Raw genomic sequence first — 15,232 nt, forward strand, 5'->3', positions numbered from 1 at the left:
AGCGTTCATGGGGTAAATCTTACCCCATGTCGAAACCTTCGCATTTTCGGCCGACCAGTTTGTACACATCGACACTCTCGCCTACAATCCATACCACATCTCCCTCTACAAAAGGTTCATGCGGATCGGGAGCATGCAAGGTCTCCCCTCCCCGCTCCACACCGGCAATCAGACAGTGATATTTCTCGCGTATCCCTGCTTCTTTCAAGGTCTTGTTCAGGAAAGGAGACTGCCCGTCCACACAGAATTGGCGTAGAATCATTTCACTCTTCTCTATCACATCCGCATTCATGGCAGACACCTTATCCATCTCCTGACCGAAAATGCTCAATTCCTCATCCGTAGCAATTACTTGTATCTTGTCCTGCGGAAAAAGACGGACAGACGCTCCAGGAATATTAATCCGTTTCTTGCCCCGAAGGATAGAGACCACATGGATACCGTATTTCTTTCCAAAATTCAGCTCTGCCAATGTCCTGCCTGCCCATTCCGATTCGCCGGGAATCTCAAAATCTGTCAGGTGCAAGTCGCGTGACAGCAGACGCCCCGCATACTCCGGTTTCTTCTCTCCCATATACTCGGCACGCATGTCGCGGTACCGCAGATTCTGGAAGAATGTCCTTTCTATCATTATGGACTGCTTCTTCAACTGACGGGAAAGTATCATTAAAGTCACCAGCAACACCGCCACCCCAAATACCAGTCCCACAGACATCTTGAATAAACCGGCTATAACGAACATGACAAACGAAACACCCAACAGCAGGCGCAATACAATGGTAGCCACTAACGGCGCCCGATTTCCACGGTTATCCTTCCATAAAGTCACAAACTCTTCCGAGTGATTCTTTTTAATCATGATAGCACGCAGAAACGGAGCTATACACAGAATGATGATAAAGGCAGCCAACAAAGAGCCCCATACCCCGGGCAGACTGTCGTGCACGAAAGGCACCAGAAAACGGAACGCCAAAGCTATCACCGCCACGCAAATGATGGAATATACAACCGTAATCCTGACCAGTGCAAATATCAGTTTCTTCCACAGACTTTCATGGTTCATGGTCTGCGAACCTGAAGCATAGCGGGTCAAGAACTTTCTCCATTTTTCCGGCAAATGCGTATCCACAAGATTGGAAGCGGGCTCTGCCAAACGAATCATATAAGGAGTAAGGAAAGTAGTGATGACAGACACCGCCACCACAATAGGATACAAAAAATGGCTGGTGACATGCAGCGACACGCCCAGCGAAGCTATAATAAAAGCAAACTCACCGATTTGCGTCAGACTGAAACCGCACTGCATGGCCGTCTTCAGCGGTTGCCCCGCCAGCAGCACCCCCAGCGTCCCGAAGAGGGATTGTCCGAAAATGACCGCCAAAGTAATCACGACAATAGGTCCCGCATACTCCACAATCATAGCCGGGTCTACCATCATGCCGACCGATACGAAAAAGATGGCGCCAAACAAGTCCTTGACCGGCTTCACCAGGCGCTCTATGCTCTCCGCCTCTACCGTTTCGGCGAGAATGGAGCCCATGATAAATGCACCGAAAGCAGCCGAAAATCCCGTATGCGCAGCCATCACCACCATACCGAAACAGAGTCCAAGAGAGACTATCAGCAAAGTTTCCTCGCTCATCAACTTCCGGCACCGCTTCAGCAATCCGGGGATGAGGTAAATACCCACCACGAACCAAAGTATCAGGAAGAACAGCAGTTTGGCAATACTCTCCAGCATCTCCGTACCCTCAAAGTTATGGCTGACTGCCATCGTGGAGAGCATCACCATCAATACGATGGCAAGAATATCCTCCAGAATAAGCACACTGAGCACCAGACCCGTGAACTGCTTCTTGCGCATCCCCAAATCATCAAACGCCTTATAGATAATGGTGGTGGACGACATGGCAATCATACCGCCCAGAAATATGCAGTCCATCCGTTTCCAGCCGAAACCGGTACCTACCGCCACACCCAACAATATCATACAAAAGATGATGGTACACGCAGCAATAATCGCTGCCCCTCCCACCTTCACAATCTTCTTGAAGCTGAATTCCAATCCCAGTGCAAACAACAGGAAGATAACACCTATATCCGCCCAGGTCTGTATATTAGCCGTATCCATCACCGACGGTGTATAAGCCATGTGAGGGCTGGCAAGGAATCCTGCAACTACATATCCTAATACCAATGGTTGCTTCAACTTCTTAAAAAGCAGGGTCATAATCCCCGCACAAATCAATATCAGAGCTAAATCAGCTATAAGGGGAGCCAAGTGTGACATAATTCTTCGTCTGTATACCTTTTTGTTGACAAAGATAGTGAAAAGTTTAATAAGATGGAGGAACAATTCATCCTCTATTTCCTTTTTACAACACTCCTTTCGAGCTTGGCAGCCCAAAGTGATAAATATCCCTCTTCACCGCCATCTTCAGCGCACGTGCCAGCGCCTTGAAGATGCCCTCTATCTTATGATGTTCGTTCTGTCCTTCGGCTTTTACATTGAGATTCATCCGGGCAGCATCGCTCAAGGATTTAAAGAAGTGCAGGAACATTTCCGTAGGCATGTCTCCTACCTTCTCGCGCTTGAACTCGGTACCCCATACAAGCCACGGACGTCCGCCAAAATCGAGACACACCTGGCAAAGACAATCGTCCATAGGAAGAGCATAGCCGTAGCGTTCAATGCCTCGTTTGCTTCCTAAGGCTTGATAAAGGCAGTCGCCCAGGGCAAGGGCAGTATCTTCGATGGTGTGATGCTCGTCCACTTCAAGGTCACCTTTCACATGGATGGTAAGGTCCATACCACCGTGCTTGCCTATCTGTTCCAACATGTGGTCGAAGAAGCCCAGTCCGGTCACGATGTCACAATACCCGTCGCCATCCAGATTCAAAGATACATATATATCTGTCTCCTTGGTAGTGCGACGTACTTCCGCTGTACGCTCACCGGCAAAGAGGAATTCGGCCACCTTATCCCAATCCTTGGTGGCGAGAGCGCAGTAATCTTTAAGTCCGTCACAAGCGGCACTGCCACCTTCGGAGATGGGTTTCAATAAAGCCATATCATCTTGCAGAAGAATGGCGCGGCATCCCAAATTCTTTGCCAACTCCACATCCGTAGGCCGGTCACCGATGACGAAACTGTGGGACAAATCGTAGTCCGGGTTATCAAGGTATTTGGTAAGCATCCCGGTACGCGGCTTACGGGTTGGTGCATTGTCATCGGGCATGCTGCGGTCTATGCAGATGTCGTCGAAGGTGATGCCTTCGCCTTCCAATGTCTTCATCATCAGGTTGTGTGCCGGCCAAAAGGTCTCTTCTGGAAAGGAAGTTGTGCCGAGCCCGTCTTGATTGGTCACCATCACAAAATCAAAATCCAGCTTGCTGCGGATGAAGCCAAGATTACGCATCACTTTCGGATAGAACTCCAGCTTCTCCAGGGAGTCCAACTGATAATCAATCGGCGGCTCAATGACTAAAGTTCCGTCACGGTCTATAAAAAGTACTTTCTTCTTCATAAATGCTAAATGCTCAAATCGTAAGAACTTTCAACGCTTCAATCAATTTTTCATTCTCCCCTCTCGTTCCTACCGTCACCCGCAGGCAATTTCCGCAGAGTGACACGGAGTTACGGTTGCGGACAATGATACCCTTACCTACCAGATAATTGTAAATCTTCGCAGCATCCGTCACACGGGCCAGGAAGAAATTGGCATGAGAGGGGAACATCTTCACCGTACATGGCAGTGCGGCGAACTCGGCTTCCAGGTTCTCCCGCTCTTCTTTCAGGGTCTTCACCCAACGTTCTATTTCATAATAGCGGTGAAGCATTTCCACTGCCTGCTTCTGTGTCAACTGGTTCACGTTATAGGGATATTTTATTTTATTGAGGATGCCGATAATCTCCGGTGAGGCAAATGCCATACCTAGACGGATAGCAGCACATCCCCATGCTTTGGAAAAGGTTTGCAGCACAATGAGATTCGGATATTGATTCAAATTTTCAAGGAAGGAAGGTGCCTCGGAGAAGTCATTGTATGCCTCGTCCAGTATCACCAACCCATCAAACCGGCGAATCAGCGTTTCAATTTCGCTACGGAGCAGGTCATTGCCGGTAGGATTGTTGGGAGAACAGATAAAAATCAGTTTGGTATGCTCATCCGCAGCAGCCAGAAGCTTGTCGGCAGAGAACTGGAAATCCTCATCGAGCAGCACTTTGCGGTACTCCACATCATTAACGTCGGCACAGACTTGATACATGCCGTAAGTAGGGTCGATGGCCACTACATTGTCCACACGGGGTTCACAAAAAGCACGGAACACCAAATCGATAGCTTCATCACTGCCATTCCCTAAGAAGATGGAATCGGGACTCACCTTTTTAATTTTAGACAATTCAGTCTTTAACTCCCGCTGCATGGGGTCGGGATAACGGTTGTGCGGCATGTTATAAGGATTCTCGTTTGCATCGAGAAAAACGGATGCCGCAGCACCATTATATTCATCTCGTGCTGAAGAATAAGGCTTCAGACGCCAGATATTCGGACGGGTAAGTTCTTGTAATGTTTTCACCATGTTATTTATGATTTGACAATTTACGATTAAAATTACTTTAAGCCATCAACTCTCAATTTTCAACTTTCAATTTTCATTTCCATTTTCCAACTGCCCCAGTCTCACACTCACAGCATTCTTATGCGCATCCAGCTGTTCATTGGCAGCCATCAGCTCAATGGCAGGGCCGATGATATTCAATCCTTCCGGCTTTATCTCCTGAAAAGTTATCTTGCGGATAAAGCTGTCGAGGCTGACACCGCTGTATGCTTTAGCATAGCCGTTTGTCGGCAAGGTATGGTTTGTGCCCGAAGCATAATCTCCCGCACTCTCCGGAGTAAGAGAACCCAAGAATACAGAACCGACATTCACGATACGTTCTGCCACAGAAAGATAATCCTCGGTTTCTATGATAAGATGTTCGGGAGCATACGCGTTGGTCAGTTCGATGGCTTCTTCCATGCTGTCCACTACAATCAGTTTGCTATTGGCAAGAGACTTTTCGGCAATCTCTTTACGTGGCAGTAAGGCCAGTTGGCATTCCACTTCCACCTTTACAGCTTGTTGCAATTCGACAGAGGTCGTAATTAATATAGCTTGACTGTCCACTCCGTGTTCTGCCTGGCTCAATAAGTCGGCGGCGACAAAAACCGGATTAGCTGTTTCGTCAGCCAGAACTTCTACTTCCGAAGGTCCTGCCGGCATATCTATCGCCACATCACGCAAGCTCACAAGCTGTTTGGCAGCCGTGACATACTGATTTCCCGGACCGAATATCTTGTAAACTTTAGGCACACTTTCCGTTCCGTATGCCATAGCGGCAATGGCTTGTATGCCGCCAGCTTTGAAAATCCGGTTGACACCTGCCACTTTTGCGGCAAACAGCACAGCGGGATGTACCTTTCCGTCACGTCCCGGAGGGGTGCAGAGAACAATTTCCTTGCATCCGGCAATCCTGGCGGGAACGGCCAGCATCAGTACCGTAGAAAACAGCGGAGCCGTTCCTCCGGGGATATACAATCCCACCTTTTCTATAGCAACCGCTTTCTGCCAGCAGGTCACCCCCGGCCGAGTCTGCACTTTCTTGCCCTCAAAGCGTTGTGCCGCGTGGAAAGTCTCAATGTTCTGCTTTGCCAGTCGAATAGCTGCTTTCAAGTCTTCACTCACCAGGTTTTCCGCTTCCTGCTGTTCCTCTTCCGACACAGCCAGCGAAGTCAGCACCACTTTATCAAATTTTTTTTCATAATCCAGTACAGCACAGTCTCCCTCCGCTTTCACACGGTCAATAACGCTCCGCACCGTATCAAACAGATTCTCCGTATTCATCACCGGACGTTTCAGAATCTCTTGCCACTGGAATTTATCGGGATTACTAATCAATATCATAATGACATGTTTTTAAAGATTTATGCATAAGCCATGATATTCTTGGAGGTGTGTCGAGGCTTTAAATTATCATTTTCTCAATCGGCAGCACCAGAATGCCTTCCGCCCCCAACGCTTTCAGCTTTCCAATTATCTCCCAGAAACATTTCTCGTCGAGTACGGTATGTACCGAGCACCAGCCTTCTTGCGCCAACGGCATCACCGTGGGGCTCTTCATGCCCGGAAGTACAGAGACAATCTCATCCAGTTTCTCTTTCGGGGCATTCATCAGCACATATTTCTTATCTTCGGCTGTCTTCACGGCATCCATACGAAACAACAGCTCCCTCAATATCTCTTGCTTTTCCTCGCTCATGTTCTTGTTGCCAATCAGTAGCGCTTCCGACTTCATCACAACCTCCACTTCCTTCAAACGGTTGCTCACCAGCGTAGAACCGGAACTTACAATATCGAAAATAGCATCTGCCAGACCGATGCCCGGCGCCACTTCTACTGACCCCGTAATGACGTGTATCTCCGCATTCACCCCATTCTCTTTCAAAAAGCCGGAAAGGATGCCCGGATAAGATGTCGCAATCTTCTTTCCATGAAACCACTTCACCCCCGGATACTCAATATCCTTCGGCATGGCAAGAGACAGACGGCACTTGCTGAATCCCAGACGCTTGATTATCTCCGCATCCTCATTCTTCTCAACAAATTCATTCTCACCCACAATGCCTATATCAGCCACTCCAGTAGCCACAGACTGCGGAATGTCGTCATCCCTCAAAAACAACACTTCAAGAGGAAAGTTTGACGACTGCACCAACAACGAACGCTTCATGGCACTTAACTTAATATCCGATTCTCCCAAAAATGACATGGTCTCGTCATAAAGACGACCTTTAGCTTGTACTGCAATTCTTAACATAAGGCTATTTACTATTTTACGATTTACTATTTTGAATGAGATGGCAGAAAACAAAACGAGGCTTACCAATATTCGGCAAGCCTCGTCATTTATGTCATTTGTTGTACATATACACTCATACGCCCACCGAGTTATTCGTCAGGATGATGATGGTGATGATGTGCAACGATATTCTTCATATTTTTTTGGTTTTAATGCGACAAAAGTAAACTAAAAGTTTGAAACTTCAAAAGATTTATCACAAAAAGTTTATTTTTTCTTTCAAATTCATCTTACTTCACCACAGATTACACAGATTTGCACAGATTATTTTTATTTCAATCTGTGCAAATCTGTGTAATCTGTGGTAAAACAATCAAATCAACGGCAATATTTCCTCCTGCTCCACTTCGCAGCTATGGAAATGCATTTCCGTTTCCGCTTTCTCTTTCGGGAAGGTGAAGTAAGTGCAGGTAGCTTCCGTACAAAGTTCTCCCATGCTATTGTACAGACGTGCTTCTATGATGGCGATATTCCGCTTTTGCTCCCGAAGTGAAGCCCGCAGCACCACATGCGTGTCGTTGGTCGATATGGATTTGCGGAACCGAGTCTCCATTTTCGATGTCACCCCGCCAGTCTGCAGCTTGCGGAACACTACCCAACCGCAGATTTCATCCAGCAATACGGACTGGATGCCTCCATGCAACGTATTCAGCCATCCCTGATACTCCGGACGCGGCTTCCAGATACTCACCACCTCGTCACCGTCCTCATAAAACTCCATTCTCACACCTGCTTCATTGTCGGGAGAGCAACCGAAACAGTTGTACCCCTCCATATCTTTCCACGGATTGATAATCTTCTTCATATCGTATTCTTCTTTTTTATCTGGCTCTGATTCATATATTCTCTCAATAAAACGTTCAATATTAGTCATTCCGATTGAAAACTACAAATTATTAATGCCTTTTTCATCGAAAAATTAGTGGGATGCTGTTCTAAACCGGTTATTTTATTTAGCTTTGTATAAATGAGAGAGAACAACAAGATGCAAAAAGGGGTCTTTTTCTGCTTATGGATACTATTTACATTCTCATTGTTTGCGCAAAACAAGGAGAACGGTTCCGTCACATGCGACAGCATCGTACATAAAAATACCTTCGTAAAAGCATTGAAGAAATTCCTCGACTTCAGTGACTTCGACACTACCTATATCAGTCCCAACCGATACAATTACGCCCTGATGCTCGACCATTTCACCAATTACGAGTATTACTCCGTGGGCAATGACGGTCAGCGGCTCCGTTTTTCGCCCAACCCGCACAACAAGATAGGCGCTTACTTCGGATGGCGTTGGATATTCCTGGGATGGGCTGTCGATACGGACTGGCTCTACGGAAAGAAAAGCAAGAAAAAGCGCGGTACGGAGTTTGATCTCAGTCTTTACAGTTCCAAACTGGGAGTCGACATTTTCTATCGCAGCACCGGAAACGACTATAAGATACACAAGGTATCCGGCTTTTCCGACGAGATTCCCTCCAATTATTCCGAAGACTTCAACGGATTGAAAGTAAAAATGAAGGGGGTGAATCTATATTACATTTTCAACAACCGACGTTTCTCCTATCCGGCTGCCTTCAGCCAGTCCACCAACCAGCGCCGCAATGCAGGTTCTTTTATTGCCGGATTCTCCGTATCCACCCACAATCTGAACTTCGACTATACCAAGCTGCCCAAAATAATTCAGAGAGCCATGAACCCGGGTATGAAGGTGAAACATATCAAATACACGAATATCAGCCTCAACGCCGGCTATGCCTACAATTGGGTGTTTGCCCGCAACTGCCTCGCATGCCTATCGTTCAATCCGGCTGTCGCCTACAAGACATCACGCATAGAGAAGACAGAAGAGCGGGAAGCGGACGACTGGTACAAGAATTTCAATATCGACTTCATTCTGCGTGCAGGTGTGGTATACAACAACAGCAAATACTTCGTGGGTACCTCATTCGTAGGACGGACATACGACTACTACAAAAACAGTTTCTCCCTGAACAACGGGTTCGGCACCCTCCAAATATATGCCGGATTCAACTTTTATCTGAAAAAGGAGTACCGGAAGAACAAAAAGTAAAAAAAGGCTTTCAGCCCTCATCTCCCCTCAAAAGCTATAAACACACTCCACCCCTACTATATCTTTCCGCTTATCCTTCTCCCACTGTCTGCAATAGAAGATGTCCGCCTCCCAGCGCTCGGACAAGGGCAACGTAATGCCTCCGCGATAACGCATCCGCTTTACTCCGAAGTGCTCTGTCCTATTCAAACCATTATACATCTCGGCCGAAGCATACGGCTCCACCTTGCACTTCGGAATGTCATATGCCACCTTCGCACGTGAGCGCAAACGCAACTCGTCCGTATGTCCATCGAACGTATGCTGAAAGCGCTCACGCAAGGACAGTTTCACCCTTTGCACACGGGCAGACAGAGTGCCTTCCAAACGGTAGCGGTGCCGGAACTTCCAGCCATCCGCCCCCCGATTGCGGTAATGCGTCTCATACCCGGCTCCAAGCTTCAAGAAAGGCAACAGCTTATAGCTTCCCCCCACCTTCAGCCCCCACCGGTCTGTCTTTCCCAAATCATCCTTTGTACGCCACTCCAGCCCACCGGAAACAGTAAGTGCCGGCTTCAACTTATATTCGAAACCGGCATTCGCCCAAGTGGCAAAATCCTTCTCCTGCGCCCACAGGGAAAAAGACGAAACAACCCATAGAACTATCGGCAAAACAAGTACTTTCGTGCATGAAGATATATTACTTACCATACGCTTATTCTGTTAAAGTGTCAAAGGTAAGGATAAATTCTGTAACAATTCTGTAATACTACAAATCTTGTCTGCACATTTCCGATTTTTCAATGATACTTAAAAAACAGAAACCAAGATACAAAAAACAACTCAAAGTTGCCATATATGTATGGCATCATATATATTTGTAGCATGAAAAAACACCCTTATAAGCGTTTCATAGATTATTTATTTTGGGGGATTCATTTATGTGAAATCTCTTTCAAATACTCCTCCACCTTTCCGAAGAAGGAGGTCAGATGAGAACCGTCGACAAAAGCATGGTTCACATAGATGGAAAGAGGAAATACCAGACGACCTTCACGGGATACAGCCTTGCCGGCAGTCATCAACGGATAACTGCAACCGTTGCCTGCTTCGGCAAGTGTATAGGTTATCGAGGTGAAATACATTTTGGGAACTGCACTCAGATGGACCACATCGTAATCGCCTTGCCCGGCAAGAATCTTTTCGGCTCCATAAGGGTCACCGTCCTCGGGTATGTTTGTTATCAAGGCGTAAGCTTCGGCATAGAAACGCTCAAAGTCTTCGTGGTAGGGAATGCGCACGGTATAGAATGTCTTTCCGGGAACAGCTATCGGAGAAATGATGTCCACCCGGTCGTGAAAAACAACCCGGCCTTCCTTGTCGGTACGGTAACGGAGTTCATCGACTTCATTAGCCGAACGCACCACAGCATACAGATAATAAAGGAAAAAGGAGCGCTTTGCAGCCCGGGCTGCAGCACTGGCTTCCGTGCAGTCAATCTCTGTAGTGACGGAATACCAGGAATTTACAAAACTGCGGAAAAAGCCGTAGTTATCCCGACGTTCCCAAGCATCAATGTCTATAATGTGTTTCATACAAAAAGGGGATTTAGTGAAAAAAGGATGCCTTTTTACAAGCATCCTTTTTCCGATTCTATTTATTTCTCTTTCTTATAATTCTCCAGTCCGGTCTGCAGAAATTCGATATACTTAGGTATATCTTCGTCGTAGGAGTAAGACTTGTTAAGCGGCTTACCTTCGTTGTCAATCAACACATAGAAGGGCTGCGCATTGGCACCGAACTTGACACGCTGCAGATAACTCCACTTGTCGCCTACGGTACGCAGCGTACGTTCCGTGCCGTTCTCCACAATCTTCACGGGAGAAGGAAGCGGTGTCTTGTTGTCGACGTAAAGCGTGATAAGCACATAGTCGTTGTTGATAATGTCACTCACCTTAGGGTTTGTCCATACGGCAAGCTCCATCTTACGGCAGTTCACGCAACCATAACCGGTGAAGTCGAGCATCACGGGCTTGCCATGCTGACGGGCATACTCCATACCGAGGTCATAATCATCGAACTTGGCATGCACTTCATTATTGTAAAGATTGAAATCTTGCGTCTGCATGGGCGGCGCAAAAGCACTGACAGCTTTCAGCGGAGCTCCCCACAAACCGGGAATCATATATACTGCAAATGCCAGTGAGGCCAACGCCATAAAGAAACGGGGCACACTAACCTTTGAATCGTCATCATCGTGCGGGAACTTGATTTTGCCCAGCAAGTAGAAACCAAGCAGTGCAAAAAGTACAATCCACAAAGCAAGGAACGTTTCACGGTCGAGGATGCGCCAACCGTAAGCTAAATCGGCTACCGAAAGGAACTTCAGGGCAAAAGCCAGCTCCAGGAAGCCAAGCGTCACCTTGATGATATTCATCCATCCACCGGATTTGGGCATGGACTTCAACCAGGACGGGAATAAGGCAAACAGCGTGAAAGGCAATGCCAATGCAATGGCAAAGCCCAGCATGCCAATAGCGGGAGCCACCACACTACCCGTCGTGGAAATCTGAACCAGCAGGAATCCGATAATAGGTCCCGTGCAGGAGAAAGATACCAGCGACAAGGTAAACGCCATCAAGAAGATACTGAGCAAACCACTTGTCGCCTCGGCTTTACTGTCTACAGCCGTACTCCATTTGGAGGGCAACGTTATTTCGAACGCTCCGAAGAAGGAAGCCGCAAACACAACCAGCATCAAGCAGAAAAGAATATTGAATACTGCATTCGTAGAGAGTGCGTTCAGTGCGCTGGCTCCGAAAATCAGCGTAATGGCCAGCCCGAGCGTCACATAAATCACTACGATGGAAGCACCATACGTCCATGCATCACGGATGCCTTTCTTCTTATCCTTGCTACGCTTCAGGAAGAAGCTGACAGTCATCGGGATGATGGGCCATACACAAGGGGTGAAGAGCGCTAACAGTCCGCCGGCAAATCCGGTAATAAAGATATAAATCCAAGACATATCTTCCTGCGAAGTGGTTTCGCCCAAAGATTGCAGTTCATTGATAACCGGTTTCCAAAAGTTCACCTTGTCCGTCACATTGATTTCCGTCGGTCCGTCCGCACCACCGACAACAGCCACAGAAACCATGTCGGTGGCAGCCTCCTGCTTTGCGGGCTGTTCTTCAACTTTCGTTTCAACCGTAGCTGCAGCAGCTTCTTTGGCAGCCCCTTCTGCCTCACCGGAGAATTGGAAAGGCACTTGTGTGGGCGGCAGACAATTTTCATCGTTGCAAGCGCCATACTCCAGATATCCTTCCAGCTGATAGGCACCACCCGTCAATTTTAGCTTCTGCACAAATTGGGCCGTATTTTCAAAATAGCGTACCTTCATTTCGAACAACTTATCGAAAGTAGAGATTTCCTTGCCTACAGGCTTCAGTTTGCCAGCCACTTCCGCTCCGGAGATTTTCTCCACATTGAAAGTCGCCGAGATAGGACCGCCATCGCCCAAGTCGGTGGAATAGACATGCCAGCCCTTGTCAATAGCAGCCGTAAAAACGACCTCCGCTTCATCGGCAGCCAAAGTCTTCAGCTCGGACTTGAACTTGACTGGGTCTTGTATCTGTGCCTGCACTGCCACAGCGAAAAGCAACAGAAATAAAGGGAACAACAATTTCTTCATGTTCTCTGATTTAATTTTTAATTTTTAATTTTCAGTTATCTCGTAGTCCACGCAGGCACGGCTCTCTTTCACAGCAGCGATAAGCTTGCCGGCAGCCACGTGGTCGGGATGGGTGGCATAGTATTTCACGTCATCCAACGTATCGAACTCACTGTAAAGAGCGATACTCCAAGCCTCGCCTGGATTGATATTCAGCCCGACTTCAATCTTGCGGATAACGGATATTTTAGCCGGAAGCGCTTCGATAGCTGCCTTGAAACTGTTCATTGCAGCCAACTTTTCGTCAGCCGGTGCCTCATCTTTTAACTTAAATAATACAATGTGCTTTACCATAACTTTGCCATTTAAATGATTTATCACTATATTTGTCAGCCTAAGCGGCTGTTTTAACAACTGCAAAAATACTGGTTTTGTTTCAAATATACACTTAAACGGATGTTAATAATAGGAATTGCAGGTGGAACCGGCTCAGGAAAGACCACCGTCGTACGTAAAATTATCGAAAGCCTACCGGCTGGTGAAGTGGTATTATTGCCACAAGACTCTTACTACAAGGACAGTAGCCATGTGCCCGTGGAAGAACGGCAGAACATCAACTTCGACCACCCCGACGCTTTTGAGTGGAGCCTTCTTTCCAGACATGTCGCCATGCTGCGCGAAGGAAAAAGCATAGAACAGCCCACCTACTCATACCTGACGTGTACACGCCAGCCCGAAACCATCCATATCGCCCCCCGGGAAGTCATCATCATAGAAGGTATCCTTGCCTTGTGCGACAAGAAACTGCGAAGCATGATGGACCTCAAGATATTTGTAGACGCTGACCCCGACGAACGCCTAATTCGTGTAATCCAGCGTGATGTAGTGGAACGCGGACGCACGGCAGAAGCCGTTATGGAACGCTATACACGTATACTAAAACCCATGCACCAGCAATTCATAGAGCCCTGCAAACGATATGCAGACCTCATTGTACCGGAAGGCGGAAACAACCAGGTAGCCATCGATATATTGACCATGTATATCAAGAAGCACTTGGGAAGTTAATTTGTAATGGAGAATTGATAATGGAGGATTAAGAACACACTAAATCTATGAGATATGAACAGTTTATTTTCTCTCGCCAAACATAAATCATCCATTATCAATTCTCCCGTCTCAATTATCTTACTGTTGTTGTGCTGTATCGCAGGATGCCGTGGAGGACATCCTGCCGAAAAAGAAGAAGCGGATGACCTGCAACAGATAAAGGACAGCGGAGAACTGGTTGTATTGACTCTGTACAGCTCCACTTCCTACTTCATCTACCGTGGCCAGGATATGGGATTCCAATATGAGCTAAGCGAGCAGTTTGCCAAGAGCCTGGGAGTAAAGCTGAGAATAGAGGTAGCCCGGAATGTGCACGAACTCATAGAGAAGTTATTAGCAGGCAAGGGAGACCTCATCGCCTACAACCTGCCTATCACTAAAGAATGGAAAGACAGTCTGCTTTATTGCGGTGAAGAGGTCATCACGCACCAAGTCATCGTGCAACGTAATAACGGACGTACCAAACCACTGAAAGACGTGACGGAACTCATCGGGAAAGATGTATATGTAAAGCCGGGAAAATATTATGAACGGCTGGTCAATCTGGACGAAGAGCTCGGAGGAGGTATCCACATCCATAAAGTGACCAACGACAGTATCAGTGCAGAAGACCTCATCACCCAAGTGGCACAAGGGAAAATCCCCTATACCGTAGCAGACAATGATGTGGCACAGCTTAATACGACCTATTACCCCAACCTGAATATCAGACTCTCCATCAGCTTTGACCAGCGTGCATCGTGGGCAGTCCGGAAAGACTGTCCGCAACTGGCAGCCGCCGCTAACAAATGGCATGAGGAGAATATGACTTCACCTGCCTATACGGCAAGTATGAAACGATATTTTGAAATCGGCAAGGCCATTCCCCACTCTCCTATCCTCTCCCTGCGCGAAGGAAAAATTTCCCATTACGATGATTTGTTCAAGAAATATGCTCCCAAGATAGACTGGGACTGGCGCCTGCTGGCGTCTCTGGCATATACTGAGTCCAACTTCGACTCCACTGCCGTATCCTGGGCCGGTGCCAGGGGGCTGATGCAACTGATGCCTGCCACAGCCAGGGCTATGGGGCTACCCGAAGGAAAGGAACAGAACCCTGAAGAGAGTATAAAGGCTGCCGTGAAATACATAGGCGCCACAGCCAAAAGTTTTTCCAAGATACCCCAGGAAGAACGCATCAACTTTGTGCTGGCATCTTATAATTCCGGAATCGGCCATGTGCTGGATGCCATGGCACTGGCCGAAAAATACGGCAAAAACAAATATGTCTGGCGTGATAATGTAGAAAACTTCATCCTGCTAAAAAGCAATGAGGAATACTTCACCGACCCCGTCTGCAAAAACGGCTATTTCCGTGGCATCGAAACTTATAACTTCGTAAGGGATATTACGTCACGTTTCGAGCAATACAAGAAGAAGATAAAGAATAAGGATTAGGGGTTAACGAATTGCGCATAATATTAGGAATATATGCCGCAGGAATGTTAATCCCTAATCC

13 protein-coding genes are annotated in these 15,232 nt (G+C 47.2%); 3 read left to right on the plus strand and 10 right to left on the minus strand.

What is annotated here, in order from left to right:
- Positions 1-19 precede the first annotated feature (19 nt).
- From DWY57_RS02555 to DWY57_RS02580, 6 genes are all read right to left on the minus strand, one after another.
- A complete protein-coding gene (locus DWY57_RS02555; protein ID WP_117601648.1) occupies positions 20-2,290 on the minus strand; it encodes a cation:proton antiporter in 2,271 nt (756 codons plus the stop codon).
- Positions 2,291-2,375: 85 nt separating this feature from the next.
- Complete coding sequence (hisB, locus tag DWY57_RS02560) at positions 2,376-3,527, minus strand: bifunctional histidinol-phosphatase/imidazoleglycerol-phosphate dehydratase HisB (protein WP_119961301.1); 1,152 nt, start codon at positions 3,525-3,527, stop codon at positions 2,376-2,378.
- Positions 3,528-3,540: 13 nt separating this feature from the next.
- Entirely contained in the window at positions 3,541-4,584 is a 1,044-nt protein-coding gene (gene hisC / locus DWY57_RS02565; RefSeq protein ID WP_119961302.1) for a histidinol-phosphate transaminase, read from the minus strand.
- Between the two features lie 66 nt (positions 4,585-4,650).
- On the minus strand, positions 4,651-5,949 hold the full coding sequence (hisD, locus tag DWY57_RS02570) for a histidinol dehydrogenase (RefSeq protein ID WP_119961303.1): 1,299 nt from the start codon (positions 5,947-5,949) through the stop codon (positions 4,651-4,653).
- Between the two features lie 61 nt (positions 5,950-6,010).
- Complete coding sequence (gene hisG / locus DWY57_RS02575; protein ID WP_044467625.1) at positions 6,011-6,862, minus strand: ATP phosphoribosyltransferase; 852 nt, start codon at positions 6,860-6,862, stop codon at positions 6,011-6,013.
- Between the two features lie 355 nt (positions 6,863-7,217).
- Positions 7,218-7,709 (minus strand): PaaI family thioesterase, encoded by a 492-nt coding sequence (locus DWY57_RS02580; protein ID WP_016272848.1) that lies wholly within the window; start codon positions 7,707-7,709, stop codon positions 7,218-7,220.
- Between the two features lie 180 nt (positions 7,710-7,889).
- On the opposite strand from DWY57_RS02580, the gene DWY57_RS02585 reads away from it, so the two are divergent.
- Positions 7,890-8,975, plus strand: a complete 1,086-nt coding sequence (locus DWY57_RS02585) for a DUF4421 domain-containing protein (protein ID WP_119961353.1) — start codon at positions 7,890-7,892, stop codon at positions 8,973-8,975.
- A gap of 27 nt (positions 8,976-9,002) precedes the next feature.
- On the opposite strand, the gene DWY57_RS02590 is transcribed toward DWY57_RS02585, so the two are convergent.
- The 4 genes from DWY57_RS02590 to DWY57_RS02605 form a co-directional block, all read right to left on the minus strand.
- Positions 9,003-9,665 (minus strand): DUF2490 domain-containing protein, encoded by a 663-nt coding sequence (locus DWY57_RS02590; protein ID WP_119961304.1) that lies wholly within the window; start codon positions 9,663-9,665, stop codon positions 9,003-9,005.
- Positions 9,666-9,889: 224 nt separating this feature from the next.
- Positions 9,890-10,549: a CatA-like O-acetyltransferase gene (locus DWY57_RS02595; protein ID WP_117601618.1), complete on the minus strand. Its 660-nt coding sequence runs from the start codon at positions 10,547-10,549 to the stop codon at positions 9,890-9,892.
- Positions 10,550-10,611: 62 nt separating this feature from the next.
- Positions 10,612-12,645 carry a cytochrome c biogenesis protein CcdA gene (locus DWY57_RS02600; RefSeq protein ID WP_119961305.1) on the minus strand — a complete coding sequence of 678 codons (2,034 nt, stop codon included), beginning with the start codon at positions 12,643-12,645 and terminating at the stop codon, positions 10,612-10,614.
- Positions 12,646-12,669: 24 nt separating this feature from the next.
- A complete protein-coding gene (locus DWY57_RS02605) occupies positions 12,670-12,978 on the minus strand; it encodes a Dabb family protein (RefSeq protein WP_117601620.1) in 309 nt (102 codons plus the stop codon).
- 102 nt (positions 12,979-13,080) lie between these two features.
- Between DWY57_RS02605 and udk the strand changes: the two genes are divergently transcribed.
- On the plus strand, positions 13,081-13,692 hold the full coding sequence (udk, locus tag DWY57_RS02610) for a uridine kinase (protein WP_022401974.1): 612 nt from the start codon (positions 13,081-13,083) through the stop codon (positions 13,690-13,692).
- A 54-nt stretch (positions 13,693-13,746) separates the two neighbouring features.
- The gene (locus DWY57_RS02615; RefSeq protein WP_174647043.1) at positions 13,747-15,171 is read left to right on the plus strand and encodes a transglycosylase SLT domain-containing protein; all 1,425 of its coding nucleotides are present in this window, start codon (positions 13,747-13,749) and stop codon (positions 15,169-15,171) included.
- The last annotated feature ends 61 nt before the right edge of the window (positions 15,172-15,232 follow it).

The sequence above is a fragment of the Bacteroides sp. AF25-5LB genome (assembly GCF_003602965.1).
In the GTDB taxonomy this organism is placed as follows: domain Bacteria; phylum Bacteroidota; class Bacteroidia; order Bacteroidales; family Bacteroidaceae; genus Bacteroides; species Bacteroides uniformis.

Coding starts and splice junctions, on each gene's coding strand:
- hisG (WP_044467625.1), bottom strand. CDS start 6,862: ATGTTAAGAATTGCAGTACAAGCTAAAGGTCGTCTTTATGACGAGACC.
- DWY57_RS02555 (WP_117601648.1), bottom strand. CDS start 2,290: ATGTCACACTTGGCTCCCCTTATAGCTGATTTAGCTCTGATATTGATT.
- DWY57_RS02605 (WP_117601620.1), bottom strand. CDS start 12,978: ATGGTAAAGCACATTGTATTATTTAAGTTAAAAGATGAGGCACCGGCT.
- DWY57_RS02580 (WP_016272848.1), bottom strand. CDS start 7,709: ATGAAGAAGATTATCAATCCGTGGAAAGATATGGAGGGGTACAACTGT.
- DWY57_RS02600 (WP_119961305.1), bottom strand. CDS start 12,645: ATGAAGAAATTGTTGTTCCCTTTATTTCTGTTGCTTTTCGCTGTGGCA.
- DWY57_RS02585 (WP_119961353.1), top strand. CDS start 7,890: ATGCAAAAAGGGGTCTTTTTCTGCTTATGGATACTATTTACATTCTCA.
- DWY57_RS02595 (WP_117601618.1), bottom strand. CDS start 10,549: ATGAAACACATTATAGACATTGATGCTTGGGAACGTCGGGATAACTAC.
- hisD (WP_119961303.1), bottom strand. CDS start 5,949: ATGATATTGATTAGTAATCCCGATAAATTCCAGTGGCAAGAGATTCTG.
- DWY57_RS02590 (WP_119961304.1), bottom strand. CDS start 9,665: ATGGTAAGTAATATATCTTCATGCACGAAAGTACTTGTTTTGCCGATA.
- DWY57_RS02615 (WP_174647043.1), top strand. CDS start 13,747: ATGAACAGTTTATTTTCTCTCGCCAAACATAAATCATCCATTATCAAT.
- udk (WP_022401974.1), top strand. CDS start 13,081: ATGTTAATAATAGGAATTGCAGGTGGAACCGGCTCAGGAAAGACCACC.
- hisC (WP_119961302.1), bottom strand. CDS start 4,584: ATGGTGAAAACATTACAAGAACTTACCCGTCCGAATATCTGGCGTCTG.
- hisB (WP_119961301.1), bottom strand. CDS start 3,527: ATGAAGAAGAAAGTACTTTTTATAGACCGTGACGGAACTTTAGTCATT.